This is a genomic window from Nocardioides sp. Z22_16 (assembly GCF_058134365.1).
On record NZ_JBYTTI010000005.1, the window covers coordinates 398,400 to 422,201 of the forward strand.

Annotated in this window: 24 protein-coding genes and 2 tRNA genes; 9 read left to right on the top strand and 17 right to left on the bottom strand. The window is 73.1% G+C overall.

Features of this window, described 5'->3' with window-relative positions:
- Window positions 1-54: 54 nt before the first annotated feature.
- Window positions 55-693: a 2-phospho-L-lactate guanylyltransferase gene (gene cofC / locus AC3X7R_RS17065; RefSeq protein ID WP_489966876.1), complete on the top strand. Its 639-nt coding sequence runs from the start codon at window positions 55-57 to the stop codon at window positions 691-693.
- A 78-nt stretch (window positions 694-771) separates the two neighbouring features.
- Here cofC and AC3X7R_RS17070 read toward each other — a convergent pair whose 3' ends face one another.
- The 3 genes from AC3X7R_RS17070 to leuC all read right to left on the bottom strand — a co-directional run bounded on the left by AC3X7R_RS17070 (window position 772) and on the right by leuC (window position 3,612).
- Complete coding sequence (locus tag AC3X7R_RS17070) at window positions 772-1,467, bottom strand: HU family DNA-binding protein (RefSeq protein WP_489966877.1); 696 nt, start codon at window positions 1,465-1,467, stop codon at window positions 772-774.
- A 116-nt stretch (window positions 1,468-1,583) separates the two neighbouring features.
- On the bottom strand, window positions 1,584-2,183 hold the full coding sequence (gene leuD, locus AC3X7R_RS17075; protein WP_489966878.1) for a 3-isopropylmalate dehydratase small subunit: 600 nt from the start codon (window positions 2,181-2,183) through the stop codon (window positions 1,584-1,586).
- Window position 2,184: 1 nt separating this feature from the next.
- The gene (gene leuC, locus AC3X7R_RS17080) at window positions 2,185-3,612 is read right to left on the bottom strand and encodes a 3-isopropylmalate dehydratase large subunit (protein WP_489966879.1); all 1,428 of its coding nucleotides are present in this window, start codon (window positions 3,610-3,612) and stop codon (window positions 2,185-2,187) included.
- Window positions 3,613-3,717: 105 nt separating this feature from the next.
- On the opposite strand from leuC, the gene AC3X7R_RS17085 reads away from it, so the two are divergent.
- On the top strand, window positions 3,718-4,440 hold the full coding sequence (locus AC3X7R_RS17085) for an IclR family transcriptional regulator (protein WP_101524018.1): 723 nt from the start codon (window positions 3,718-3,720) through the stop codon (window positions 4,438-4,440).
- A gap of 70 nt (window positions 4,441-4,510) precedes the next feature.
- Here the strand turns inward: AC3X7R_RS17085 and AC3X7R_RS17090 are convergent, their stop codons facing one another.
- From AC3X7R_RS17090 to AC3X7R_RS17125, 8 genes are all read right to left on the bottom strand, one after another.
- Window positions 4,511-4,993 (bottom strand): methylated-DNA--[protein]-cysteine S-methyltransferase, encoded by a 483-nt coding sequence (locus tag AC3X7R_RS17090; protein WP_489966880.1) that lies wholly within the window; start codon window positions 4,991-4,993, stop codon window positions 4,511-4,513.
- Window positions 4,981-6,483 (bottom strand): AlkA N-terminal domain-containing protein, encoded by a 1,503-nt coding sequence (locus AC3X7R_RS17095; RefSeq protein ID WP_489966881.1) that lies wholly within the window; start codon window positions 6,481-6,483, stop codon window positions 4,981-4,983. The genes AC3X7R_RS17090 and AC3X7R_RS17095 overlap by 13 nt, the downstream gene beginning before the upstream one ends.
- A gap of 75 nt (window positions 6,484-6,558) precedes the next feature.
- Window positions 6,559-7,065, bottom strand: a complete 507-nt coding sequence (locus AC3X7R_RS17100; protein ID WP_489966882.1) for a GNAT family N-acetyltransferase — start codon at window positions 7,063-7,065, stop codon at window positions 6,559-6,561.
- A 143-nt stretch (window positions 7,066-7,208) separates the two neighbouring features.
- Window positions 7,209-7,281 (bottom strand) — tRNA-Glu (locus AC3X7R_RS17105).
- Window positions 7,282-7,379: 98 nt separating this feature from the next.
- Window positions 7,380-7,451 (bottom strand) — tRNA-Gln (locus AC3X7R_RS17110).
- A 23-nt stretch (window positions 7,452-7,474) separates the two neighbouring features.
- Complete coding sequence (locus AC3X7R_RS17115; protein ID WP_489966883.1) at window positions 7,475-8,491, bottom strand: CPBP family intramembrane glutamic endopeptidase; 1,017 nt, start codon at window positions 8,489-8,491, stop codon at window positions 7,475-7,477.
- A gap of 4 nt (window positions 8,492-8,495) precedes the next feature.
- Window positions 8,496-9,965 (bottom strand): glutamate--tRNA ligase, encoded by a 1,470-nt coding sequence (gltX, locus tag AC3X7R_RS17120; RefSeq protein ID WP_489966884.1) that lies wholly within the window; start codon window positions 9,963-9,965, stop codon window positions 8,496-8,498.
- Window positions 9,962-10,771, bottom strand: coding sequence for a fumarylacetoacetate hydrolase family protein (locus tag AC3X7R_RS17125; protein WP_489966885.1), 810 nt, complete (start codon window positions 10,769-10,771; stop codon window positions 9,962-9,964). Before AC3X7R_RS17125 ends, gltX begins: the two co-directional genes overlap by 4 nt.
- 30 nt (window positions 10,772-10,801) lie before the next feature.
- Between AC3X7R_RS17125 and AC3X7R_RS17130 the strand changes: the two genes are divergently transcribed.
- Both AC3X7R_RS17130 and AC3X7R_RS17135 read left to right on the top strand, forming a co-directional pair.
- Window positions 10,802-11,707, top strand: coding sequence for a 3-methyladenine DNA glycosylase (locus tag AC3X7R_RS17130; protein ID WP_489966886.1), 906 nt, complete (start codon window positions 10,802-10,804; stop codon window positions 11,705-11,707).
- Window positions 11,704-12,255, top strand: coding sequence for a 2'-5' RNA ligase family protein (locus tag AC3X7R_RS17135; RefSeq protein ID WP_489966887.1), 552 nt, complete (start codon window positions 11,704-11,706; stop codon window positions 12,253-12,255). The genes AC3X7R_RS17130 and AC3X7R_RS17135 overlap by 4 nt, the downstream gene beginning before the upstream one ends.
- Here the strand turns inward: AC3X7R_RS17135 and AC3X7R_RS17140 are convergent.
- Window positions 12,243-12,893, bottom strand: coding sequence for a sulfotransferase family 2 domain-containing protein (locus AC3X7R_RS17140; RefSeq protein WP_489966888.1), 651 nt, complete (start codon window positions 12,891-12,893; stop codon window positions 12,243-12,245). The two genes, AC3X7R_RS17135 and AC3X7R_RS17140, sit on opposite strands and share 13 nt — an antisense overlap.
- A gap of 61 nt (window positions 12,894-12,954) precedes the next feature.
- Here AC3X7R_RS17140 and AC3X7R_RS17145 point away from each other — a divergent pair, with 61 nt between their 5' ends.
- Window positions 12,955-13,557, top strand: a complete 603-nt coding sequence (locus AC3X7R_RS17145; RefSeq protein WP_489966889.1) for a pentapeptide repeat-containing protein — start codon at window positions 12,955-12,957, stop codon at window positions 13,555-13,557.
- 18 nt (window positions 13,558-13,575) lie between these two features.
- Here the strand turns inward: AC3X7R_RS17145 and AC3X7R_RS17150 are convergent, their stop codons facing one another.
- Entirely contained in the window at window positions 13,576-14,145 is a 570-nt protein-coding gene (locus AC3X7R_RS17150) for a TetR/AcrR family transcriptional regulator C-terminal domain-containing protein (RefSeq protein ID WP_489966890.1), read from the bottom strand.
- Between the two features lie 157 nt (window positions 14,146-14,302).
- Here AC3X7R_RS17150 and AC3X7R_RS17155 point away from each other — a divergent pair, with 157 nt between their 5' ends.
- Genes AC3X7R_RS17155 through AC3X7R_RS17170 form a run of 4 tightly spaced genes read left to right on the top strand, consistent with a single transcriptional unit; the run spans window position 14,303 to window position 16,887 of the window.
- A complete protein-coding gene (locus AC3X7R_RS17155) occupies window positions 14,303-14,914 on the top strand; it encodes a biotin transporter BioY (RefSeq protein WP_489966891.1) in 612 nt (203 codons plus the stop codon).
- A complete protein-coding gene (locus AC3X7R_RS17160; protein WP_489966892.1) occupies window positions 14,911-15,600 on the top strand; it encodes an energy-coupling factor ABC transporter ATP-binding protein in 690 nt (229 codons plus the stop codon). The genes AC3X7R_RS17155 and AC3X7R_RS17160 overlap by 4 nt, the downstream gene beginning before the upstream one ends.
- Window positions 15,597-16,208 (top strand): energy-coupling factor transporter transmembrane component T family protein, encoded by a 612-nt coding sequence (locus AC3X7R_RS17165; RefSeq protein WP_489966893.1) that lies wholly within the window; start codon window positions 15,597-15,599, stop codon window positions 16,206-16,208. Before AC3X7R_RS17160 ends, AC3X7R_RS17165 begins: the two co-directional genes overlap by 4 nt.
- Before the next feature lie 46 nt (window positions 16,209-16,254).
- Window positions 16,255-16,887 carry a sulfotransferase family 2 domain-containing protein gene (locus AC3X7R_RS17170; protein WP_489966894.1) on the top strand — a complete coding sequence of 211 codons (633 nt, stop codon included), beginning with the start codon at window positions 16,255-16,257 and terminating at the stop codon, window positions 16,885-16,887.
- 27 nt (window positions 16,888-16,914) lie between these two features.
- Here the strand turns inward: AC3X7R_RS17170 and AC3X7R_RS17175 are convergent, their stop codons facing one another.
- From AC3X7R_RS17175 to AC3X7R_RS17190, 4 genes are all read right to left on the bottom strand, one after another.
- A complete protein-coding gene (locus AC3X7R_RS17175; protein ID WP_489966895.1) occupies window positions 16,915-18,297 on the bottom strand; it encodes an amidase in 1,383 nt (460 codons plus the stop codon).
- The gene (locus AC3X7R_RS17180; protein WP_489966896.1) at window positions 18,290-20,281 is read right to left on the bottom strand and encodes a vWA domain-containing protein; all 1,992 of its coding nucleotides are present in this window, start codon (window positions 20,279-20,281) and stop codon (window positions 18,290-18,292) included. Before AC3X7R_RS17180 ends, AC3X7R_RS17175 begins: the two co-directional genes overlap by 8 nt.
- Window positions 20,282-20,342: 61 nt before the next feature.
- Window positions 20,343-21,938: a citramalate synthase gene (gene cimA, locus AC3X7R_RS17185; protein ID WP_489966897.1), complete on the bottom strand. Its 1,596-nt coding sequence runs from the start codon at window positions 21,936-21,938 to the stop codon at window positions 20,343-20,345.
- Between the two features lie 149 nt (window positions 21,939-22,087).
- Complete coding sequence (locus AC3X7R_RS17190; protein ID WP_489966898.1) at window positions 22,088-23,779, bottom strand: serine/threonine-protein kinase; 1,692 nt, start codon at window positions 23,777-23,779, stop codon at window positions 22,088-22,090.
- Window positions 23,780-23,802: the final 23 nt, after the last annotated feature.

The following is a 23,802-nucleotide window of genomic DNA, read 5'->3' on the forward strand; positions in this document are numbered from 1 at the left end:
TTACTGCCTACCCGGGGCCAGACCGTGCCCCCGCTGGGTGACAGGATCGTGAGCGTGTGCCAGCAGACCTTCTCCGTCCTGGTGCCGGCGAAGCCGCCGGCCCACGGGAAGTCCCGGCTCACCGGGCTGGACCACGGTCGACGGCAGGCGCTCGCGGAGGCCTTCGCCCGCGACACGGTGGCCGCCGCACTCGCGTGCCCCTCGGTGACGGCGGTGCTCGCCATCACCGACGACCACCGACTGGCGCGCACGCTCCGCGGAACCGGCTGCGCGGTGATCCCGGACGCCGTGACCGGGGACCTCAACACCACGTTGCGCCAGGCCGCCGCCGAGGCTGCCCGCCGCTGGCCCGGGACTCGCCCGGTCGCTCTCTGCGCCGACCTGCCCTCACTGCGCCCCGACGACCTCGAGCAGGTGCTGGCAGCCGTGCTCCGCGAGGCGCCGGAGGACCCGGCCTTCGTCCCGGACGCCACCGCGACGGGCACGACCCTCTACACCGCGCCGCACGCCGTCTTCGAGCCCCGCTTCGGGCCGGGCTCGGCCGCGGCCCACGAGGCGCTCGGGGGACGCCGGCTCGGCGACGCGCCCTTGCGGGTGCGCCTGGACGTGGACGACCCGGACGACCTCGCCCGGGCGCTGCGTGCCGGAGTCGGCCGCCACACGGCGGCGCTCATGACGCCCGGCGGGCGCTGACCCGGCACACGACCACCGGCCTGCGACGCACGAGGACCCGCCCGGCGTGCCGGACGGGTCCTCGTGCTGGATCCGAGGTCAGCTCTTCTTGGCCGTCTTCTTGGCCGTGGCCTTCTTGGTCGCGGCACTGCTGGCGCTGGTCTTCTTGGCGGGCGCCGACTTGGCGGCGGTCTTCTTCGCCGTGCTCTTCGAGGCCGTGCTCTTCGAGGCAGCGCTCTTGGTGGTCGCCGTCTTCTTGGCCGTGCTCGTGGTGGCCGTGCTCTTCGTCGCCGTGGCGGTGCTCGCGCTGGCCTTCTTGGTGGCCTTCTTCGCGGGCGCCTTCTTCGCGGGTGCCTTCTTGGCGGCCGACTTCGCGGCCGCGGACTTGGTCGCCGTCTTCTTGGTGGCGGTGGTCGTCTTCTTGGCCGGGGTGACCGTCTTGGTGGCCGCGCCGGCCATCGAGGCGGCCTTCTTCGCGGGGGCGGTGGCCTTGGCGACCGTGAGCTTCGGGAGCTTCTTGGCCCCGGAGACGATGTTCTTCAGGTCCTGGCCCGCCTTGAAGGCGGGGACCGAGGTCTTCTTCGACTTCATCCGCTCACCGGTCTGCGGGTTGCGGACCCACCGGGCGTTGCGGACACGCTTCTCGAAGGAGCCGAAACCTGTGATCGCGACCTTCTCGCCCCGGGCGACCTCCCGGGTGATGGTGTCCAGGACGGACTCGAGCGCGTGCGCCGCGGCCTTGCGGTTCCCTTCGAAACGAACTGCCAGCGTGTCGATGAGCTGTGACTTGTTCACTAGCTTCCCTTCCAACGAACTGTGCGGCCGAGCCCGTGCTCGACTATCTGCACGTCACGCTAAGTACTTGTGGCGGGCGCCACAATCACCGCAGCCGTGTTGGAGGGAACTTTTCCCTACAGGGTGGCGGGTTTCCAGCTCGGGCGGCTCTGCTCGAAGGCGGTGATGTCGCTCTCGTGGCTCAGGGTGATGCCCACGTCGTCGAGCCCCTCGAGCAGCCGCCACCTGGTGTAGTCGTCGATGTCGAAGCTGTCGACGATCGCGTCCTCGCCCTCGCCGGCCCGGACGGTGCGCGAGACGAGGTCGACCGTCACCTGCGCACCGGGGTCTGCCTCCAGGTACTCCCAGAGGCGCTGGACGACCTTGTCGTCCACCTGTGCGGCGAGCAGCCCGGCCTTGCCCGAGTTGCCACGGAAGATGTCGGCGAAGCGCGGGGAGATGACGACCTTGAAGCCGTAGTTCTGCAACGCCCACACGGCGTGCTCCCGCGACGAGCCGGTGCCGAAGTCGGGGCCCGCGACCAGCACGGAGCCGCCGGCATAGGCCGCACGGTTGAGCACGAACTCCGGGTCGTTGCGCCAGGCCGCGAAGAGGCCGTCCTCGAAGCCGCTGCGCGTCACGCGCTTGAGGTAGACCGCCGGGATGATCTGGTCGGTGTCGACGTTGGTGCGGCGCAGGGGGACGCCGATCCCGGTGTGGGTGGTGAACTGCTCCACGTCAGATCTCCTTGCTCGAGACGCCGACCAGCTCCAGGTCGGCAGGGGAGGACAGGGTGCCGCGGACCGCGGTGGCGGCCGCCACGGGCACCGAGACCAGGTGGGTGCGACCGCCCTTGCCCTGGCGGCCCTCGAAGTTGCGGTTCGACGTCGAGGCGCTCCGCTCCTGGGGGGCGAGCTGGTCGGGGTTCATGCCCAGGCACATCGAGCACCCCGCGCCGCGCCACTCGGCGCCGGCGGCGATGAAGACCTTGTCCAGCCCCTCCGCCTCGGCCTCGAGCCGGACGCGCGCGGAGCCCGGAACCACGAGCATCCGGGTGTTCTCGGCGACGGTGTGGCCCTCCACGATCGAGGCGGCCAGCCGCAGGTCCTCGAGCCGGCCGTTGGTGCACGAACCGACGAAGACGGTGTCGACCTTCACCTCGCGCATCGGGGTGCCGGCCTCGAGACCCATGTACTCCAGGGCCCTCTGCGTCGTGAGCCGGTCGTTCTCGTCCTCGAAGTCGTCGGGGCTGGGGACGTTGCCACCCAGCGGCACGCCCTGGCCCGGGTTGGTGCCCCAGGTGACGAACGGGGTCATGGTCGAGGCGTCGAGCACGATCTCCTCGTCGAAGACCGCGTCGTCGTCGGTCACCAGCGTCCGCCAGTGCTCGACGGCCGCCTCCCAGTCGGCGCCCTTCGGCGCCTCCGGCTTGCCCTGGATGTAGTCGAAGGTCGTCTGGTCGGGAGCGATCATCCCGGCCTTGGCGCCCCACTCGATCGACATGTTGCAGACCGTCATCCGGCCCTCCATGGAGAGCTCCTCGATGGCCTGACCGCGGTACTCCACGATGTAGCCCTGTCCTCCGCCGGTCCCGGTGTGGGTGATCAGCGTGAGGACCAGGTCCTTGGCGGTGACGCCGGGGGGCAGGCTTCCGTTGACGGTGACCGCCATCGTCCTGGGCTTGGCCTGCATGAGCGTCTGGGTCGCCAGCACGTGCTCGACCTCGGAGGTGCCGATGCCGAAGGCGATCGCCCCGAAGGCGCCGTGGGTGGAGGTGTGGCTGTCGCCGCACACGATCGTCATCCCCGGCTGGGTGAGCCCGAGCTGGGGTCCGACCACGTGGACGATGCCCTGCTCGATGTCGCCGAGGGGGTGGAGCCGGACGCCGAACTCGGCGGCGTTCTTGCGCAGGGTCTCGACCTGGACACGGCTCACCGGGTCGGCGATGGGCTTGTCCCAGTCGAGGGTGGGGACGTTGTGGTCCTCGGTGGCGAGGGTCAGGTCGGGGCGCCGCACCGGTCGCCCGGCGAGCCGGAGCCCGTCGAACGCCTGGGGGCTGGTGACCTCGTGGATGAGGTGCAGATCGATGTAGAGCAGGTCCGGCTCACCCTCAGCACTCCGGACGACGTGCTCGTCCCACACCTTCTCGGCCAGGGTCTTCCCCATGGACCTGCTCCTCTCGTGAGGGCATGCCGGAAGGGGCATACCCGATCTGGGTCATGTCGCGACGTTACTCTTGCATCCCAACTTCTGAGACGGCAATATTGCCATATGGACAACTCAAGCGGGGTCGGAGTCCTCGACAAGGCCGCTCTCGTGCTCGCCGCCCTGGAGGCGGGTCCCGCCACCCTGGCAGGACTGGTCGCCGGCACCGGCCTGGCCCGGCCGACGGCCCACCGCCTCGCCGTGGCCCTCGAGCACCACCGGCTCGTGGCACGCGACATGCAGGGCCGCTTCGTGCTCGGCCCGCGGCTGGCCGAGCTCTCGGCGGCCGCGGGTGAGGACCGGCTGCTGGCCGCCGCCGGCCCGGTGCTGGCCCGGCTCCGCGACATCACCGGGGAGTCTGCCCAGCTGTGGCGCCGGCAGGGTGAGCACCGGGTCTGCGTCGCGGCGGCCGAGCGCCCCAGCGGACTGCGCGACACCATCCCCGTCGGCTCCCAGCTCACCATGCGGGCGGGCTCGGCCGCCCAGGTGCTGCTGGCCTGGGAGGACCCCGAGCGGATGCACCGCGGTCTGCAGAACGCCGCCTACTCGGCGACCGCCCTCTCCGGCATCCGCCGCCGGGGCTGGGCCCAGAGCGTCGGCGAGCGTGAGCAGGGCGTCGCGTCGGTCTCCGCGCCCGTCCGCTCACCGGGCGGCAAGATCATCGCCGCGGTCTCCGTCTCGGGACCGCTCGAGCGGCTCTCCCGGCAGCCCGGCCGGATGCACGCCCCCGCGGTGCTGGCGGCCGCCGAGCGACTCTCGGAGTCGCTGCGCCGCGCCGCCGCTGAGTGAGCTGGCTCGGGGCCGGTGCGTCTGCGCCGGCCCGCCCGGCCGGGCGGGCTCGGCGAGGCACGGCGGGCGGTCAGAAGAGCGCGTCCGCCTCCAGGCCGAGCAGCAGCCGCTTGCGGTCCAGGCCGCCGGCGTAGCCGGTCAGGGTGCCGTCGGCGCCGATGACGCGGTGGCACGGGATGACGACGGGTATCGGGTTGCGCCCGTTGGCCAGCCCCACCGCCCGGGACGCGGCGTTCGTGGCGCCGAGCCGCACCGCGATCTGCCCGTACGACGCCGTCTCGCCGTAGCCGATGGTCCGCAGCTCCTTCCAGACCCGCTGCTGGAAGTCGCTGCCGGCCGGCGCCAGCGGCAGGTCGAAGTCGGTCAGCTCCCGGGCGAAGTAGGCCCGGAGCTGACGCACCGCCTCGACCAGCACGGGGCGGGCGTCGTCACGCTCCCCGCGCGGCGCGCCGTCGCCGGGCGGGCGGAACGGCGCGAACTCGATCGCGGTGATCGCACCGTCGTGCTCGGTGATCCGCAGCTCCCCCACCGGAGAGTCCATCACTGTCCACATCGTCGTCTCTCCTCGTCCGCCAGGCTCTGCCACAGGTGAAGCTGCGCGTAGGAGCGCCACGGCCGCCACGCCTCGCCCAGCGAGGGCGCCCGGCCAGGATCCTGGCCGAGACCGCGCAGCGCCTGTCTCGTACCGGTGTCGGTGGGCAGGAACAGGTCGGGATGGCCGAGCGCCCGCATCCCGAGGTAGTCGGCCGTCCAGGGCCCGATGCCCGAGAGGCTCAGCAGCGCCTCACGTACCTCGTCGCGGTCCGCTCCCCGGTCCAGACGGACCCGGCCCCGGGCCAGCGCCCCGCTCAGGCCGACGAGCGCGGCCCCCCGCGCGCGCGGCATCGGCAGCGTGGTCGGGTCGAGGGCGCCCACCGCCTCCGCGGTGGGGAAGAGCCGGGTCAGGCCGGGCACCGTGGTGTCAACCTCCTCCCCCAGCTCCTCGGTGAGCCGCGCCGCCATGGTGCGGGCGGCCGCCACGGTGACCTGCTGGCCCAGGACCGCCCGGACGGCGACCTCGTGACCGTCCACGTGGCCGGGCACCCGCAACCCCGGACGGCGGTCGACCAGCGGGCCCAGCACCGGATCGCCGGAGAGCGCCTCCGAGACCGCCACCGGGTCGCAGTCCGCGTCGAGCAGGCGCCGGACCCGCTCGACCGCGGCACCGGTGTCACGGAGGTCGGTCAGGACGAAGGTGGCCGGCACGAACGCGGTGCCGGCGCCCTCGTGGTCGGCCAGCTCCAGCGAGACCCAGCCGTGGCCGTGCGGCAGGCGCAGTGTGCGGGCGTACGTCGTCCCCGTCACGACCTCGACGCCCGCCACGGTCCGTCGCGCCAGGAACTCCAGGAGCGCCGACGCATCGAAGGGCGTCCGGACTGCCAGCCGCAGCGGCATCGTCCCCGGGGCGGCCCCGGCCGCCACCGGGCGGTGCCTCAGCTGGGACGGGGTCGCGTCGTAGACCTCCCGGACGGTCTCGTTGAACTGCCGGACGCTGGCGAAGCCCGCGGCGAAGGCCACGTCTGCCAGGCCCATGCCGGTGCTCTCGATGAGGATCCGTGCGGTCTGCGCCCGGCGGGCCCGGGCGAGCGCCAGCGGGCCGGCCCCCAGCTCCGAGACCAGCACCCGGCCCAGGTGCCGGGTCGAGTAGCCCAGCCGGGTGGCGAGCCCCGCCACGCCGTCGCGGTCGACGACCCCGTCGGCGATCAGTCGCATCGCCCGGCCCGCCACGTCCGCGGCCGCGTCCCACTCCGGGGAGCCGGGGGTGGCGTCGGGCACGCACCGCTTGCAGGCGCGGTAGCCCGCCGTCTGGGCGGCCGCCGCCGTGGGGTGGAAGGTGACGTTGCCCGGCGCCGGCGTGCGCGCGGGGCAGGAGGGCCGGCAGTAGATGCCGGTGGTGCGGACCGCGGTGTAGAAGACCCCGTCGAAGCGCCGGTCCCTGCTCCGGACGGCGCGGTAGCAGGACTCGTGGTCGAGTCCTGCGAACCGGGCGGAGGTGGTCGTCATGGGCCCATCCTCCCCCGGCGCCGGGCACGGGGCTGGCGGGTATCGGACACCACGGTCCGGCGTGCCGTGGCCGCGCTACCGGTCGTCGCGGGGGGCCGGAGGCACTCGCTGGCGTGCCATCAGGACGTCGTCGACCTGCTGCCCCTCGAGCAGGTACTCCCCGCGCAGCACCCCTTCGACCTCGAAGCCGCACGACTCGTAGAGGCGCCGGGCGGAGGCGTTGGTCGACAGCACCCGCAACGACAGCTTCCGGGCACCGCGCCTCGCCACCTCGTCCCAGGCGGCCGCGAGGAGGAGGCGACCCACGCCGCGGCCCTGGTGACGCGGGTCGACGGCCAGGCCGTTGATGAGCACCACGTGGGCGTGCGAGGGCGGTGAGCTCCGGTGCTGGAGCTGCGCGAAGCCGCAGACAGTGCCGTCGTCGGTGGCGACGAGGACGTCGGAGGGGGCCACCCCCTCGCCGAAGAAGGGCTCCTCGGGCGCCTTGCGGGGCATCGGGGAACCCACCGGACTCCAGGTGATCAGGTCGATCTCCCGCAGCCTCCCCGCGTCCTCCGGTCGGGCCTCTCGGATCTCGAGCACAGCGAGAGTCTGCCACGGTGAGCAGGTTTCGTCCGCCCAGGTCATCCGAGGACCGGCGCACGTGAACAAGCGGACCAGACGGAGGGAAATGCCGAAGGGGCCCCGCTCAGCATCTCTGCTGCTCAGGACCCCTTCGGATGCTGTACCCCCGACCGGATTCGAACCGGCGCTACCGCCGTGAGAGGGCGGCGTGCTAGGCCGCTACACAACGGGGGCTTGCACGTGTGTCACCTGCGATGTTCTGCTGGCAACGGTGAGAAACCTTAGTCGAACTGCCGCTTCTCACACAAATCCCGGATGGTGCTGGGATTTCGCTGGGATACAAGGACTCGAACCTTGACTAACTGAACCAGAATCAGTCGTGCTGCCAATTACACCATATCCCACTGCTGGGGCACCCTGAGGCGCCTCAAGCCCCCGGGGGAGCCGAGCCAGAACGATACACGGGGCCCTCCTGAGCGGCCAAAACGGCCCCCTCGACAGTGTTCCTCAGGCCCATCCGACGGGCCGTCCACCAGGCGAGGCCGAGGTAGACCAGGGACTGCGTCAGCGTGCCGGGCAGGCTCCACCAGCTCCCCCCTGTGGGATTGAGCGCCTCCCCGAGATCGGTGAAGGCCAGGGCGAGGCCGAAGGCCACGAAGTTGTTGAGCACGTGCATCGCGATCGCGGCCTCCAGCCCCCCGGTCGCGAGGACCAGGACCCCGGCGACGACGCCGAAGGCGAAGCGGTCGACGAAGACCGGGAGGTCCTGGGCGCCGTGGGCCAGGCCGAAGAGGAGGGCCGGCACCAGCACCGCCAGGACCCTGGCGGCCACGACCCCGCCGACCATCCCCCCGATCGCCTGGGTCAGGTAGCCGCGGAAGAGGTACTCCTCCCCCGCCGCCTGCCACGGCGTCAGCAAGAGCACGACGAGGAGGAAGTCCCGGGTCGTGGAGGTGAAGGCGTTGACCTCCACCGCCACCGGCTCCCCCGCCCCCTGCGGCACCAGCGCCGAGACGACGAGCGTGGCGATCAGGGCGAGCACGGAGAGCCCGAGGCACGCCGTGAAGTAGCGCCACCGCATCCGCGGCCCCACCGAGGTGACCCAGCGCAGCGGCAGCTTGTGGAGGAGCCTGCTCACCACCCAGACCAGCCCGATGGCGCTGGCCAGGACGACGTTGAGGAAGGCGAGCGTCAGCGGCGTGGGGTCGCGGGTGTCGACGAGCTGGTCGAGCGACTCCGCGAGCGGCTGCCCGGCGGCGACGAACCCGAGGGCGAAGAGCAGCTGCCAGACCAGCGGCGCCAGCAGGAAGGCTCCCACCACCACCACCACGATGCCGAGCAACGGCCGCCAGACGCCCCGCGGCCCGGCTCGGTGGAGCCGGTGGTAGCCGAGCGGCTCCCCGGCCCGCACGTCGGCCCTCACGTCGGCCCTGGGGTCGGCCATGGGGTCAGGCGAGCGCGTCGTGGAGCCGCGCGATGCTCCGCTCCCGGCCCAACAGCTCCATCGACTCGAAGAGCGGGGGCGAGACCTTGCGACCGCTGATCGCGATGCGGACCGGGCCGAAGGCGAGGCGCGGCTTGAGGCCACGCTCCTCGACCAGCTTGGCGCGCAGCGCCTGCTCGATCTCCGCCGTCGACCAGGTGGTCAGGCCGGTGAGCGCGTCGTACGCCGCCTGGACGACCTCCTTCGCGGCCTCGTCGAGCTCCTCGGACCGGGTGAACTCGGCCTCGGGCACGAAGAGGAAGGAGAGCATCGGGGCCGCCTCGGTGAGCTTGTTCATCCGCTCGGCCACCAGCGGCATCGCCAGCTCGAGGAGCTCGGCGTCGGCGTCGCTGACCGGGTCGCTCAGCACCCCCGCGTCCTTGAGGAACGGGATGACCCGGTGGGTCAGCTCGTCCAGCGGCAGCATCCGCATGTGGTCGGCGTTGATCGCCTCCGCCTTCTTGAGGTCGAACCGCGCGGGGTTGGGGTTGACGTCGGCCAGGTCGAACTTCTCCACCATCTCCTCGAGGGTGAAGACGTCCCGGTCCGGGGCGATCGCCCAGCCGAGCAGCGCCAGGTAGTTGAGCAGCCCCTCGGGCAGGAACCCCTGCTCGCGGTAGAGCCCCATGTGGGCCTCGGGGTCGCGCTTGGAGAGCTTCTTGTTGCCCTCCCCCATCACGTAGGGGAGGTGGCCGAAGCGCGGGGTCTCCTTCGCCACCCCGACGGCCTTGAGGGCGTCGAAGAGCGCGATCTGGCGGGGCGTGCTGGAGAGCAGGTCCTCGCCGCGCAGCACGTGGGTGATCTCCATCAGGGCGTCGTCGACCGGCGCGACCAGGGTGTAGAGCGGGTCGCCGTTGGCCCGGCAGAGCGCGAAGTCGGGGACGAACTCGGTCTGGAAGGTGATCCGGCCGCGGACGAGGTCGTCGAAGCCGATCTCGCCGTCGGGCATCCGGAACCGCACCACGGGCTCACGGCCCTCGGCCCGGAAGGCCGCCACCTGCTCGTCGCTGAGGTCGCGGCAGAAGCCGTCGTAGCCCATCACCTTCGAGCCGGCCGCCTTGCGCCGGGCGGTGGGCTCGTCGCCGGTGCAGTAGCAGTCGTAGGTGTAGCGGCTCTCCTTGAGGCGGGCGAGCACGTCGGTGTAGAACTCGCCGCGCTCGGACTGCCGGTAGGGACCGAAGGGACCGCCCTTGAGCGGGCCCTCGTCCCAGTCCAGCCCCAGCCACTGGAGCAGGTCGACCAGGGACTCGTAGGACTCGACGCTGTTGCGCTCCTTGTCGGTGTCCTCGATGCGGAAGACGAAGGTGCCGCCGTGGTGGCGGGCGAACGCCCAGTTGAAGAGGGCCGTGCGGGCCAGCCCCACGTGGGGGCTCCCCGTCGGGCTGGGCGCGATCCTGACCCGGACGGGCCGTTCGGGGGTGCTCTGGGTGCTCAACGCTTGGCCACCTTGTTCGTGAGGGTTCCGATGCCGGCGATCGAGACCTCGACCTCGTCGCCGACCTGCATGGGTCCGACGCCCGCGGGGGTGCCGGTGAGGATGACGTCGCCGGGCAGCAGCGTCATCACGCTCGAGACGTGAGCGACGAGGGTGGGGATGTCGAAGATGAGGTCGGCGGTGGAGCCGTCCTGGACGAGGTCGCCGTTGAGGTGGGTCTGGATCCGCACGCCGTCGGCGAAGGTCTGGGGGTCCAGGTCGGTCTCGATCCAGGGCCCCAGCGGGCAGAAGGAGTCGAAGCCCTTCGCCCGGGTGAACTGCCCGTCCCTGCGCTGGAGGTCGCGCGCGGTGACGTCGTTGCCGATCGTGTAGCCGTGGATGACGTCGGTGGCCTGCTCGGCCGGGACGTCACGGCAGATCCGCCCGATCACCACCGCCAGCTCGCCCTCGTAGTGCAGGTCGGAGGTCTGCGGCGGGTAGAAGACCGGGTCGCCGGGACCGACCACGGAGGTGTTGGGCTTGATGAACATCATCGGCTCCGCCGGCACCTCGTTGCCCAGCTCGGCGGCGTGGTCGGCGTAGTTGCGGCCGATGCCCACCACCTTGCTCCGGGGCAGCACCGGCGCGAGGAGCCGGACGTCGGCCAGCTTGTGCTCGACCTGCAGCAGCTTGATCCCGACGTAGAGCGGGTCGCCGGCCAGGGCCACCACCACGCTCTCCTCGTCGGGCTGGCCGAACTCGTCGACCTCGCCCGTCACGACGCCGTACATCGGCTCTTCCCCGGTGGTGAATCTGGCGATACGCACGCCCCGAGCCTATCCGCCTACCCTTGGCCCGTGCCCACGGCTCTCTCCCCCCGGCTCCTCGACGAGGCCACCTGGCGTCGTGCGGCGAGCGACCACGCCGCACGGGTCGAGCCCTTCGTGGCCGAGCACCTGGCCCGCCGTGGCACGGGAGCCAGGCATCCGGTCCACGACTTCCTCTTCACCTACTACTCCCAGCGACCCGCGCAGCTGCGCCGCTGGCACCCCGGCTTCGGCGTCGCCCTCGCCGGCGCCGCGGAGTACGCCGCGCTCAAGGGCTACGAGCCGGTCGGGGACGCCGCCACGGTGGCTCCGGCGTACGTCGCCTCCCAGCGGCCGCTGCTGGAGGCGCTGCGGCGCCTGCTGGCGGCGACCGCACGCAGGCCGGCCTCCTTCGGCTGCTTCGGCCTGCACGAGTGGGCGATGGTCTACCGGCTCGCCGAGGACGAGACCCGGCACGCCGACTGGCCCCTGCGCCTGGGGCCCGACGGCACCGACGAGGTCGTGGAGTCCCACCGGGTCGCGTGCTCGCACTTCGACGCCTACCGCTTCTTCACCGCCCCGGCCCGTCCGCTCAACACCCTGCGGCCCGGCCGGGACGACCGCAGCGACTTCGAGCAGCCGGGCTGCCTGCACGCCACCATGGACCTCTACAAGCACGCCTTCCGGCTGACCCCGATGATCTCCTCGGAGCTGGTCGCCGACTGCTTCGAGCTGGCGCGCGAGGTCCGCATCCTCGACATGCGCGCCGCCCCCTACGACCTGACCGGCCTCGAGGTCGACGGCCAGCCGTTCGTCCCGGTCCGGGTCGAGACCAGCGCCGGGAAGCAGGAGTACGCCGCGGCCCAGCGCGGCTTCGCCGAGCGGGCCGCGCCGCTGCGCGAAAGGCTGCTCGCCGAGTGCGAGCGGCTGCTGGTCGTTGCCGACGAGCAGCGGTGAGCACCTTCCCCGGCCACAGCGTGCTCCAGGTGCCCGTGCCCGCCCTCGAGTCCTGGGTGCGCGCACGCACCGCCCACTACGACCCCGCCTATCTCTCCGAGGACCCGCGCTTCGGTCATGCCCACGTGACCGCACTGGGCCCCTTCCTCGACTCCCCAGGGCCCGACGACCTGGCGGCCGTCGCGACGGTCGCGGCGACCACCCCGCCCTTCGACTTCCTGCTGGCCCGCACCGGCACCTTCCCCAACGGGATCGTGCACCTGCTCCCGGAGCCCGCGGAGCCGTTCCGCGCCATGACCAGCCGTCTGGTCGCGGCGTTCCCGCAGTGCCCGCCGTACGGCGGCCAGTTCCCCGACCCGGTGCCGCACCTGACCCTGGACGCCCTCTCCGAGCAGGTCAGCGAGGAGTCCACGCGCCGGGCCCTGGGCCCGTTGCTGCCCGTGCGCAGCCGGGCCGACCTCCTCGACCTGGTCTGGTACGAGCAGGGGGCCTGCCGGGTGCTGCACCGGTGGCGCCTGGGCGGCGACCAGCCGGGTCAGAACTCGTAGCCGAACTCCTCGATCGAGGAGGCGAAGAGCCTGGCGACCTTCGCGCGCGACCGGTCGTCGTAGAACTCGCGGTAGTCGCGCGCCGGACGGGCCGATCCCTTGGCCCGCGGCAGGTCGGGCTCGCCGGGCAGGCCGAGGTGCTGCCAGACCTCCGCCAGCTCATCGGCGAGCCGCTCGTAGCGCAGCACCCGGTCGACGGCGATCTCGCCGCGGATCCGGTAGATGCGCTGGTTGCCGGCGAGCTGCTCGACGGAGTCCTCCTCGACGAACTCCGAGAAGGGCGGCGCGACCCGCGCCCCGGGGCGCTCGCGGAACTTCCAGAAGTAGAGGGAGACCACCGTGTCCCACGGATTGCGCTCGATCGCGAAGCGGAAGTAGTCGTCCCAGGTCGCCGGGCCCACGACCTTGCGCACCATCTGGGCCGGCATGTGGTTGAACGCCTTGCGCACCAGCGGCGGGGCCTCGTAGTTCTGGGCCGGGCGCCCTCCGGCGGCGGCGCGCAGCTCCTCGTCGTCGGGGCTGATCCGGGTGATGATGTCCTCGGGCCCACAGATCTTGGACAGCGCGATCTCGACGCTGGTGCCAGCGGTCTTGCGCGTCTTGAGGAAGACGAAACGGTGCTGGTGCGAGACGATCACGGCCGTCACTCTAGCCACCCGGCGCGACCTCGGCCCCACGACCGACCGGTACCGTGCCGCCATGCCACGCACCGAGGAGAGCCGCAGCTTCGTCGACGAGGACTGGTACGGCGAGGACCTCGACGGCGCCAGGTTCGTCCGCTGCTCGTTCAACCGGGTCGACCTCACCGAGGCACGGATGTCGGGCGCCTACTTCGAGGAGTGCGTCTTCGACGGGGTCCGGTTCAACGCCGCCGTCCTGGTCTCCACGGCCCTGGTCGTCTGCACCCTGCGGGGCTGCAACCTCTTCGACGCCACCCTCGAGGGGTGCAAGGTCTCCGGCACGACGTTCTCCGGGTGCACGATGCGACCGATGAAGGTGCGCGGCGGCCAGTGGCGCGGTGTCACCCTGCGTGGCGCCGACCTGCGCAAGCTGGACCTCTCGGGACTCGACCTGCGCGACTCCGACCTGGCGATGGCCGACCTGACCGGAGCGACCCTGCGCGGAACGGTGCTGGACGGGGCGGACCTGCGCGCAGCCAAGCTCGCCGGAGCCGACCTGGTCGGCGCCTCCCTGGACCGGGTGGACCTCGCGGCGGCGGAGCTGCGCGACACCCGGCTCGACCTCGCCGGCGCGGTGCTGCTCGCCGAGCTGAACGGCGCCCTGGTCCAGCTGGACCCCTGACCCGGGAGGCGCCCGTGGTCAGCCGGAGGCGGCCGCCCGGGCGAGACGCACCCGGATCCCGTCGATGACCAGCGCCAGCCCGGCGTCGAAGTCGGAGCTCTGAGCGGGCTCGGCCTCGATCGCGCCGGCACTGCCGGCCTGGAGCCGGGTCTGCTCCTCGGCGGTGTGGCCGAAGACGATGTGGAGCAGGGTCCGGGTCGCGGTGGCGCGGAGCTCGGCGTCCAGGCCGCTGTCGGCGAGCGCCCCCTCGACCGCGGACTGCGCGGCGCCGGCGCCCAGCCCGAAGGCGTGCACGGTGGCCACCACCTCGGCCCCGTCACGCCAGGCGAGCATCGCGTCGCGCAGCTGCCGGCAGGCGGTGGCGACGCGCTCGTCCCACGGGCCGTCCGGCACCGGGCGGAGACCGCGGGCCAGCAGCTCGTCGGCGACCGCCGCGAGGAGCGTCTGCTTGTTGGCGAAGTGGTGGTAGAGCGCGCTCGGCTGGATCCCGAGCTCGGCGCCCAGCCGTCGCATCGTGAGATCGGCCAGGCCGTACTCGTCGAGCACCTCGACGGCCCGTTGCACCACGTCGGCACGGCGATAGCGCACCCCGGCGCTCCTTCCTGAGGCGATCACCCTCTGCGGCGGCCACGTCCCTGAGACGATCACGGCACCGGTTGACGCCGTGCGGGCCCGACCCTAACCTGAACGCCGTTCACCTGACCAGCGTTCAGCTCGAGGACGCACTCGCCGAAAGTACCCGACCGTGAGCCTGCGCCCCCACCGCACCGGAACCGACCTCGCCCTGATCGCGGCGTTCGCCGCGCTCATCGCCGCGTGCGCGATCATCGCCCCGATCAAGATCGGCCTCCCGGTGCCCATCACCCTCCAGACCTTCGGGGTGCTGCTCGCCGGCGCCGTGCTGGGTGCCCGGCGCGGCTTCCTGGCCGTGGCCCTCTACCTGGCCGTGGGGGCAGCGGGCCTCCCGGTCTTCTCCGGCGGCGCGGCCGGGCTGGGTGTCTTCCAGGGTCCGACGATGGGCTACCTGGTCGCCTTCCCGTTCGCCGCCGCCCTCTGCGGCTTCCTGGTGGAACGGCTCCCCCGCCACAAGATCGCCACCTCGGTCCCGCTGGTCTTCGCGGCCGGCCTCCTCTCCAGCGCGCTGCTCATCCACACCGGGGGCATGGCGGGCCTGGTCTGGCGCCTGCCCACCACGTGGGAGGGCGCCTGGGACATCGACAAGTTCTTCTGGGCCGGCGACGTGGTCAAGAACGTCGTGATGGCGCTGGTCGCCACCTCGGTGCACCGCGCCTTCCCCGACCTCCTCGACACCCCGCGCCGGGCGCCGCAGCCGGAGCACGAGACCATCAGGGCGTGACCAGTCTCGAGCTCGACCGGGTCGTCGTCTCCGCACCGACGACCAGCGGCGACGTGGTCATCCTCCAGGAGACGACGCTGACCCTCACCGAGCCGCGGATCGCGCTGATCGGTCCCAACGGCTCGGGCAAGTCGACCCTCGCACGGCTCCTCAACGGCCTCGTGGAGCCGGCCTCCGGACGGGTGCGGGTCGACGGCCTCGACGTGACCAAGCACGGCAAGGAGGTCCGCCGCCGGGTGGGCTTCGTCTTCACCGACCCCTCGGCCCAGCTGGTGATGCCGACCGTGGTCGAGGACGTCGCGCTGTCGCTGCGGCGTACCCACCGGGACCAGGGGGAACGGGCGGCCGCCGCCCACGCGGTGCTCGCCCGGTTCGGCCTCCAGGAGCTGGCCGACCGCAGCGTCCACACGCTCTCCGGTGGTCAGCGTCAGCTCCTCGCGATCGCCGGGGTCCTGGCCACCGACCCGGCCGTGCTGGTCGCCGACGAGCCCACCACCCTGCTCGACCTGGCCAACAGCCGAATGATCGGCGACCTGCTCCTCGGCCTGCCCCAGCAGCTGGTGCTGGTCACCCACGACCTCGACCTGGCCGCCCGCTGCGACCGCGCCCTGGTGGTCTCCGAGGGCGAGGTCGTCTTCGACGGCGCGGCCGACGCGGCCGTGGCCCACTACCGGGCGACCGCGTGAACCACCCCCTGCTGGACGGCTACCGCCCGGGCGACAGCGCGCTGCACCGGCTGCCGGCCGGCGCCAAGCTGCTGGGGATGATGGCGGCGAGCATCGTGGTCATCGTGCTCCGCGGCCCGGCGAGCGGGGCGGCGGCGCTCGGCGTCGCCCTCGGGCTGGTCGCCTGGTCCGGCCTGGGGCTCTCCGGCACGCTGCGAGCGCTGAGGTCGCTGCTGCTGCTCGGCCTGCTGCTCGGTCTCTACCACCTGCTGCAGCGCAACTGGGCGCTGGCGGCCGAGCAGGTGACCGACCTGGTGGCGCTGATCCTGCTGGCGACGGTGGTCACCGCCACCACGCCGGTGGACTCGATGCTGGACGCGATCGTCCGGGGCCTGGGCCCGCTGCGGCGGGTGGGTCTGGTGCCCGAGCGCGTCGCCCTGGCGTTCAGCCTGGTGCTCAGGTCGGTCCCCCTCACCCTGGCGATCGCGAGCGAGACGGTGGACGCCGCGCGGGCCCGCGGGCTGGGACGCAGTCCACGCGCTCTGCTCACCCCGATGGTGATCCGCACCGTCGCGCACGCCCGGCAGACCGGCGAGGCGCTGCACGCGCGCGGCCTGGGCGACGACTGAGGGCGACGGCGGAGGGCGACGGCGGAGGGCGACTATCCTCGCCCGCGTGATCGTCTCCCACCGGCAGCGTCTCCTCTTCGTGCACGTGCAGAAGACCGGAGGGCTCTCCACCGACACCCTGCTGGAGTCGCTGCTGCCCGACGCGGAGCGCGTCCAGGGACTGCCCGGGACCCGGCACGCCAAGCTCCGCGCGGCGCTGCGCGAGCACCCGGACTACGCCGACTACTTCGTCTTCGGCTTCGTCCGCAACCCGTGGGCGCGGCTGCTCTCCTGGCACGCCATGGTGCTGCGGCGCAACGCCTCCGCCGCCCAGGGCAACGACTTCGTCGCCCACCGGCTGGAGGCCAACAGCTTCTGGCGCAAGGTCGGCGAGGAGTACGCCGACTTCGAGGCGTTCGTGCTCCGTGGCACCCGCGAGATCCCCCGCCTCGGCACCCCCCAGATCGACTGGCTCCGGGCACCGGGCCGGGAGGCGGACTTCATCGGCCGGACCGAGTCGTTCGCCGACGACCTCACCACCGCCCTGGAGCGGGCCGGGGTCCGGGTGCCCGCGGGGGCGATCGAACGACGCAACGCCGGCCCGCCGACCGACTACCGCGGCGCGTACAGCGCCGAGATGCGGGACCGGGTCGCCGAGGCCTTCGCCGACGACATCGAGGCGTTCGGCTACCGGTTCTGACCCCTGCGCTGCCGCCGGCCGGCCCCTTCACCAGCCGGGCGGCCTGCGGTGCGCCCACGGCGCGGCCGCCTCGATCTGGGCCGAGACCGAGAGCAGCAGCTCCTCCTGGGCGGGGCGGGCGGCCAGCATCACCCCCACCGGGAGCCCCTCGGGGGTCCAGTGCAGGGGCAACGAGACCGCGGGCATCCCGGTGACGTTCCAGACCGAGGTCCAGGGGGTGAAGCGCATCTGGTTCTCGAAGTCCGCGGCGGGGTCGGCGTCGTCGCGCAGGGCGCCGACGGGTAGCGGCGGCGCGGCCAGCGTGGGGGTCAGCACCAGGTTGTAGGGGGCGAGCGTCGAGAGCGCGCCGGCGGCGAGCCGGCGCAGCTCGCCGATGGCCAGCCCGAACTGCGGACCGCTCACCTCGTGCCCCCGCGCAGTCAGCCACCGAGTCAGCGGACGCAGCAGGTGCTCGCGGCCCGGCGCCGGGGAGAGCGCGGTCAGCACCGACCAGCAGGTCTCGAAGACCGGCACCGCCTCGCGCGGTAGCGGTACCTCGATGTCCTCCACCTGGTGACCCAGCGACTCCAGGAGTGCGGAGGCGTCCTCCCAGGCGGTGACGCACTCCGGGTCCACGACGGTCTCGGTGAGCACGGGCGCCACGAACCTCGCCACCCGCAGCCTGCCCGGCTCGCGGTCGCATGCCGCCAGGAAGGAGGTGGACGGCTCGGGCGCCCAGGACGGGTCACCCGTCCGCGGGCCGGCGAGGACGTCCAGCAGGGCCGCCGCGTCCCGCACGTCACGGGCGATCGGACCGGCGGTGGCCAGGCCCACCGGGTCGCCGTACCCCGGCCCGCCGCTGATCCGTCCGCGGGACGGCTTGACCCCGACGAGCCCGCAGCACGAGGCGGGGATGCGGATGGAGCCTCCACCGTCCGAGCCGGGCGCCACCGGGACGAGGCCGGCAGCCACCGCGGCCGCCGCTCCCCCCGACGACCCTCCCGCCATCCGGGTGCGGTCCCACGGCGTGACGGCCGGCGGCAGTCCCTCGGGCTCGGTGTAGCAAGGGGACCCGAACTCGGGGGTGCTGGTCTTGCCCAGCCAGACCATCCCGGCGGCCTCGACCGACTCCACCAGGTAGTCGGATCTCTCGGGCACGTGGTCGGCGTACGCCGCGGAGCCGAAGGTGGTGCGCACGCCCGCGGTCGGATGCAGGTCCTTGATGGCGGTGGGGACGCCGTGCAGGGGCGAGGCGCCCTCGCGCGGCAGCGCCGCGGCCCGCTCGCGGGCCAGCTCCGGGACCAGGGTGACGAACGCGCCGACGTCGTCGGTGCGGGCCAGGTAGTGCTCGACCAGCTCGAGGGGAGAGACCTCCCCGCGGCGGACGGCGGCACCCTGGGCCAGCGCGGTCAGCTCGTGGAGCTCAGCCAACGGACCGACCCGACGTGTCCGTCCCCGGGGTCCTGCGTCCCCGGCGGCCCAGCACGAAGGCGAGACCCACCAGAGCCACCAGCGCCACCGCCCCCACGACCCACCAGAGCACCGTCCCGGAGTCGCCGTCCTCGGCCGCGGCGTCGTCCTCCCGCGCGGGGTCCGCCCCCGCGGTCTCCTCGGTCGGCTCGTCGGTCGGCTCGCCCTCCTCGGCCGCCGGGCCCTCGACCTCGCCCTCGAACTGGGGCTCGCCCTCGACCTCCCCCACCAGCTCGGCACGCAGCCGCACGGGGGCGGCGAACCCGTTCGCCTCCTCGGAGCTCTCGCGTCCCAGGCCCAGTGCCACGTACTGGTAGCCGTCCTGGACCACGGTCCGCACGTGGGGGTGGGGCGACTCCACGTTCCGCACCCGCACCGGCGGCACGACCGCGGTGACGACAGTCGGCTGCTCGCCGTTGTAGAACCCTTGGCCGGTGATGCCCCGGTCGGAGTCCCAGGCCCGGCTCTGCTCCTGGCCGAGGGCGGAGTAGGAGAGCATCTCCACGTGCGGGCCCTGGGCCCCCAGCAGGCTCGCGGCCCTCGGGTCGGTGCCGAGGCGCGCGCTGACCCGCAGCGCCTGGCCGTAGCCGGTGCGCACCTTGTAGACCAGCACCTCGGAGGGACGCACGGTGTCGGTGTAGGTCGTGCCGGGCTGCAGCTCCGGCGCGTCGTCGAAGGAGACCCCGCCGATCACCGGCTCCGCGGGTCCCGAGGTGGGGATCTCGACCTTGCCGACCCAGTCCCCGTCGGACTCGACGGGCCCGGGCAGCGTCCCGGTGTCGGCGATCGGCGGGTGGTTGCTGACCTGGAGGCGATAGTCGGAGACCCCCGCCTCGCTGATGACGGTGGCCAACAGCTGGTCGTCGCTGTCGCAGCCGTCGGCGAAACGGGTGGGGCCGAACTGGTTGAATGCCGCCGCCGTCGAGACCAGCGGGGTCATCCCCAGGATCTGGAACGACTGGGCGAAGCCCCGCGAGCAGGCCTCGCCGTCCAGGGTGGTGAGCTTGACGTGCACCACGGTGTGCCAGCTCTCCTGCCCCTTCGGCGGACGCACCAGCGCCGAGACCGAGACCCCGCCCCCTGCCGGGTTGTCCACCAGGTAGTAGCGCGCGGCCTCGTCGGGGAGGGAGGTGTCGAGGTAGGCACCGGGCTCGAGGGGCAGCGCGGTCTCCGCCGTGGTCCCGCCCTCGATCCGCTCGCCGTTCAGCTGGAAGCCGCGCAGCTCGCGCACGCTGACCTTGACCAGGCTGCTGGCGAGGTCCTCGGCGGACGACGCGTCGTAGTAGTCGCCGTTGCCGGCGCGGGCGATGCAGCGCAGCGACTCGCGGGCCTTGCCGGAGACATCGAGACCGACCACGTTGATCGTCAGGTCGATCCCGCTCTCGGCGAGCTGGGCGGCGACCTTGCAGGGGTCCGGCTGGCACGTCGGCTCCCCGTCGGAGAGCAGCACGATGGTGCGCGACTCCTCCGCCCCCGACGCGAGGTCCTTGCCCGCCTCGCGCAGCGCGTGGCCGATGGGCGTCTCCCCGTAGGGCTCGTAGGCCGCCACCGCGTCGGTCAGGGCCTGGCGGTCCAGTGGGCCGACGGGCACGACGGCCTGGGTGTCGGTGCAGGCGCCCGGCTCGCTGCGGTCGAAGACCTTCGCGCCGAAGACCCGGATCCCGACCTCGGCGTCGTCGGGGAGCTCCTCGACCACGCGGCCCAGCGCGTCCTTCGCCGCCTGGATCTTGGTGCCGCCACCCGCGGCAGGCCCCGCCATCGACCCCGAGGAGTCCAGCACCAGCACCAGCCGGCCGGGGCCCTCCTCGGTCGACTCGGTCGCCTCGGGCTCCTCGCCGGCGCGGGCCGGAGCCGCCGGGCCCAGCAGAACGACGCCGATCAGGCTGGCGAGCACGGGGACGAGGAGGAGCGGCAGCAGCCGCGGGATCATCTGGCGAGGGCGCATGGGCCCCATGCTTCCCACTCGGCGGCGTCTCAACCCTGTCAGCCGGTGCCCCTTGCCCGGCTCACGCCACGTGGTGGCGGCGCAGGCCGTAGGTGAGCCCGTCGACCAGCGCCTCCCAGGAGGCCTCGACGACGTTGTGGCCCACCCCGACGGTCACCCAGGAGGAGGCTCCGTCCGAGGTCTCGATCAGCACCCGGGTCACCGCGTCGGTACCGTGGCCGGCGTCCAGGATCCGCACCTTGTAGTCGATGAGCTCGAACTTCGCGACCTCCGGGTAGGCCTGGGAGATCGCCTGCCGCAGGGCTGCGTCGAGGGCGTTGACCGGGCCGTTCCCCTCCCCCGCGACGACGTAGCGCACGCCGGAGGAGACCAGCTTGACGGTGGCCTCTGAGACCGCCTCCTCCCCCGCGGCGGCCGTCTCGGTGATCACCCGCCACGACTCCACGTCGAAGTAGGCCGGCCGGCCCCCCTCGACCGCCTCGACCAGGAGCAGCTCGAAGGAGGCGTCGGCCGCCTCGAAGGTGTAGCCCCGGCCCTCCATCTCCTTGACCCGGTCGGTGACCCGGGCGATCACCGCGCGGTCGCCCGCGGAGTCGCCGAGGTCGAAGCCGAGCTCGCGGCTCTTGAGCTGGATCGAGGCGCGTCCGGCCATGTCGGAGACCAGCAGGCGCATGTCGTTGCCGACCTCGACCGGGTCGAGGTGCTGGTAGAGGTCCGGGTCGACCTTGATCGCCGACGCGTGGAGACCTGCCTTGTGGGCGAACGCCGACGTGCCGACGTAGGGCTGTCGGCTGGCGGGCGGGAAGTTGGTCACCTCGGCCACCGCGTGGGCGATCCGTGTCGCCTCGCGCAGCAGGCCGGCGGGGAGCACCCGCCGGTCCAGCTTGAGCTCGAGGTTGGCGACCACCGAGATCAGGTCGGCGTTGCCGGTCCGCTCGCCGTAGCCGTTGAGGGTCCCCTGGACGTGCGTCGCCCCGGCCTCGACCGCGGCGAGCGTGTTGGCCACCGCACAGCCGGTGTCGTTGTGGCAGTGGATGCCGACCCGGCCCCCGGTCGTCTCGAGCACGTCGTGGACCACGTCGGCGACCCACGGCGGCAGCATCCCGCCGTTGGTGTCGCACAGCGCGGCCACCTCGGCGCCCGCCTCGAAGGCGGTCCGCAGCACCTCGAGGGCGTAGTCGCGGTCGGCACGGTAGCCGTCGAAGAAGTGCTCGGCGTCGAGGAAGACCGTCCGCCCCTCGGCGCGCAGGTGCGCGACGGTGTCGCGGACCATCGCGAGGTTCTCCGCCAGGGTGGTCCGCAGCGCCAGCTCGACGTGCCGGTCGTGGGACTTGGCGACCAGGGTGATGACGGAGGCGCCCGAGTCACGCAGGGCGGCGACCTGCGGGTCGTCGGCGGCCGCGACGCCCGCCCGGCGCGTCGAGCCGAAGGCGGTGAGCCTGGCGTGGTGCAGGTCCAGCTCGACCGCGGCGCGGCGGAAGAACTCGGTGTCCTTGGGGTTGGCACCGGGCCAGCCGCCCTCGATGAAGCCGACCCCGAGGTCGTCGAGCTGGCGGGCGATCGTCAGCTTGTCGGCGACCGAGAGGTTGAGTCCCTCCTGCTGGGCGCCGTCGCGCAGCGTGGTGTCGTAGACGTGGAACGAGCCCTGCAGGTCCATCTCGTCATCTCTCGGGTTGGGGTCGGGGTCGGGGCAACAAAAAAACCTCCCGCGGTGCGGAAGGTTGCGCGTCGAGGTCTCCCGACGCGCTAGCGAATGATCCCCTGCTCATGCATGCGCGCCATCGTGCCACGGACTGACGGCGGCCCTCACCAGAGTCCGGAGAGCGGGACCGCGCGCCACGGGGCGTCCGAGGCCGGGTCCCAGTGGGTCTCCGCCTGTGCCAGCGAGACGAACCCGGAGGCGACGGCCAGCACTACCGCCGCGGCGACCAACCAGGCGACCGGACGGGCCGCGAGCGGCCGGACGACCCGTCGCACCGGTCGGCGGACCCGGCCGCTCCCCGGTCCGAGCCACAGCCCCATCACGAAGCCCGCGCCCACCAGGCCGAGGGAGGCGGTCTCGCCGGTGGCGAAGGCGAAGCAGAGCAGGGCCATGGCAAGGCCGACGCCCGTCGCCCAGCCGGCGAGGATCAGGGTCCCCGGCACCGAGGCGAGCAGGTGGTAGGGGCTCGCCAGCGTGGTCATCACCCCGTCGTACCACCGGCTGCCGCGCGCCAGCCGCCGGTCCCGGGCCGCCGACCCGGCCCGGGACCCGGTCCGGAGCAGCCACACCAGGACCACCAGCGCCACGGCGGCCAGGTACGGCGCCCAGGCGAACGCCGCGGCGCCCGCCGTGGCGGCGCCGAGCAGCAGCACCGCGCGGCGCAGGCGCTCCAGCAGCGGCGTCGCCCCCCCGGGCACCTGGGCCGGCTCCGGGCCGGCGTCGGCGTCGGCGTCGTGCCAGTCGTCCCACTCCCGGTGGTCCTCGTCCCACCGGTCCTCCGGCTCCCACCGCGGCTGCTCGTCCCACTGCGCCCGGGGCTCGTCCCACTGCGCCCGGGGCTCGTCCCACTGCTCCAGGTGTTCCTCGTGCTCCGCTCGCGGCCGCCACGGCGGCTGCGTCAGTCGACGGGTGGCGGAGGCGGGCAGGGGCAGCGGCACCGTGGGCGGGTCGTCGAGCGGCTCCGGCCGAGACCTCGGCCGCCAGGGCACCTCCCCGCGGCCGAGCCACTCCCGCAGCTCGCCCACGGTGGGACGCGCGGTCGGCTCCGGGTCGAGGGCGGCGAGCACCACCTCGCGGACCAGGCCCGAGAGCCCCCGCAGGTCGTGCTCACCACGCCGGACCCGGTCCATCACCGCGACGTCCGGTCCGGAGCCGAAGGGACGACGGCCGGTGCCGGCGTAGGCGACCGTCGCTCCCCAGGAGTGCACGTCGGAGGCCGGGACCGCGTCGTGGCCGAAGAGGATCTCGGGCGCCAGGTATCCCGGGGTACCGAGCAGCCAGCCCACCCGGGTCAGTCGCGGGTCGTCGGCGAGCCGCGCCAGACCGAAGTCGATGAGGACGGGGTTGCGTCCCTCCATCAGCACGTTGGAGGGCTTCACGTCTCGGTGCAGGACCCCCACCCGGTGCACCGCCTCCAGCGCCTCGGCCAGACCGGCGGCCAGGTGGACCAGGTCGGCGCCCGGCACGGGGCCCTCCTGCTGGACGTGGTCCTGCAGCGAGAGGCCGGGCACGTAGCGGGTGACCACGAAGGGCACGGGCGCCCACGGGTCGGCGTCGAGGATCTCGGCCACCCGGGGGCTCCGGATCCGCGAGAGCGTGTCGACCTCCCGGGCGAGCCGGGCGCGTGCCTCGTCGTCACCGACCACCTGGGGGCGCAGCACCTTCAGCGCCACCCGCGGGCCACCGGGACGCGCCGCGAGGTGCACGACGCCCATCCCGCCCTCGCCCAGCCGGGTGAAGAGCTGGTACTCGCCGACGCGGAGCCCCTCGGGCTCGTGCTGTCGGGAGGCGGTCACCCGACGAGCGTACCCAGCGGGCT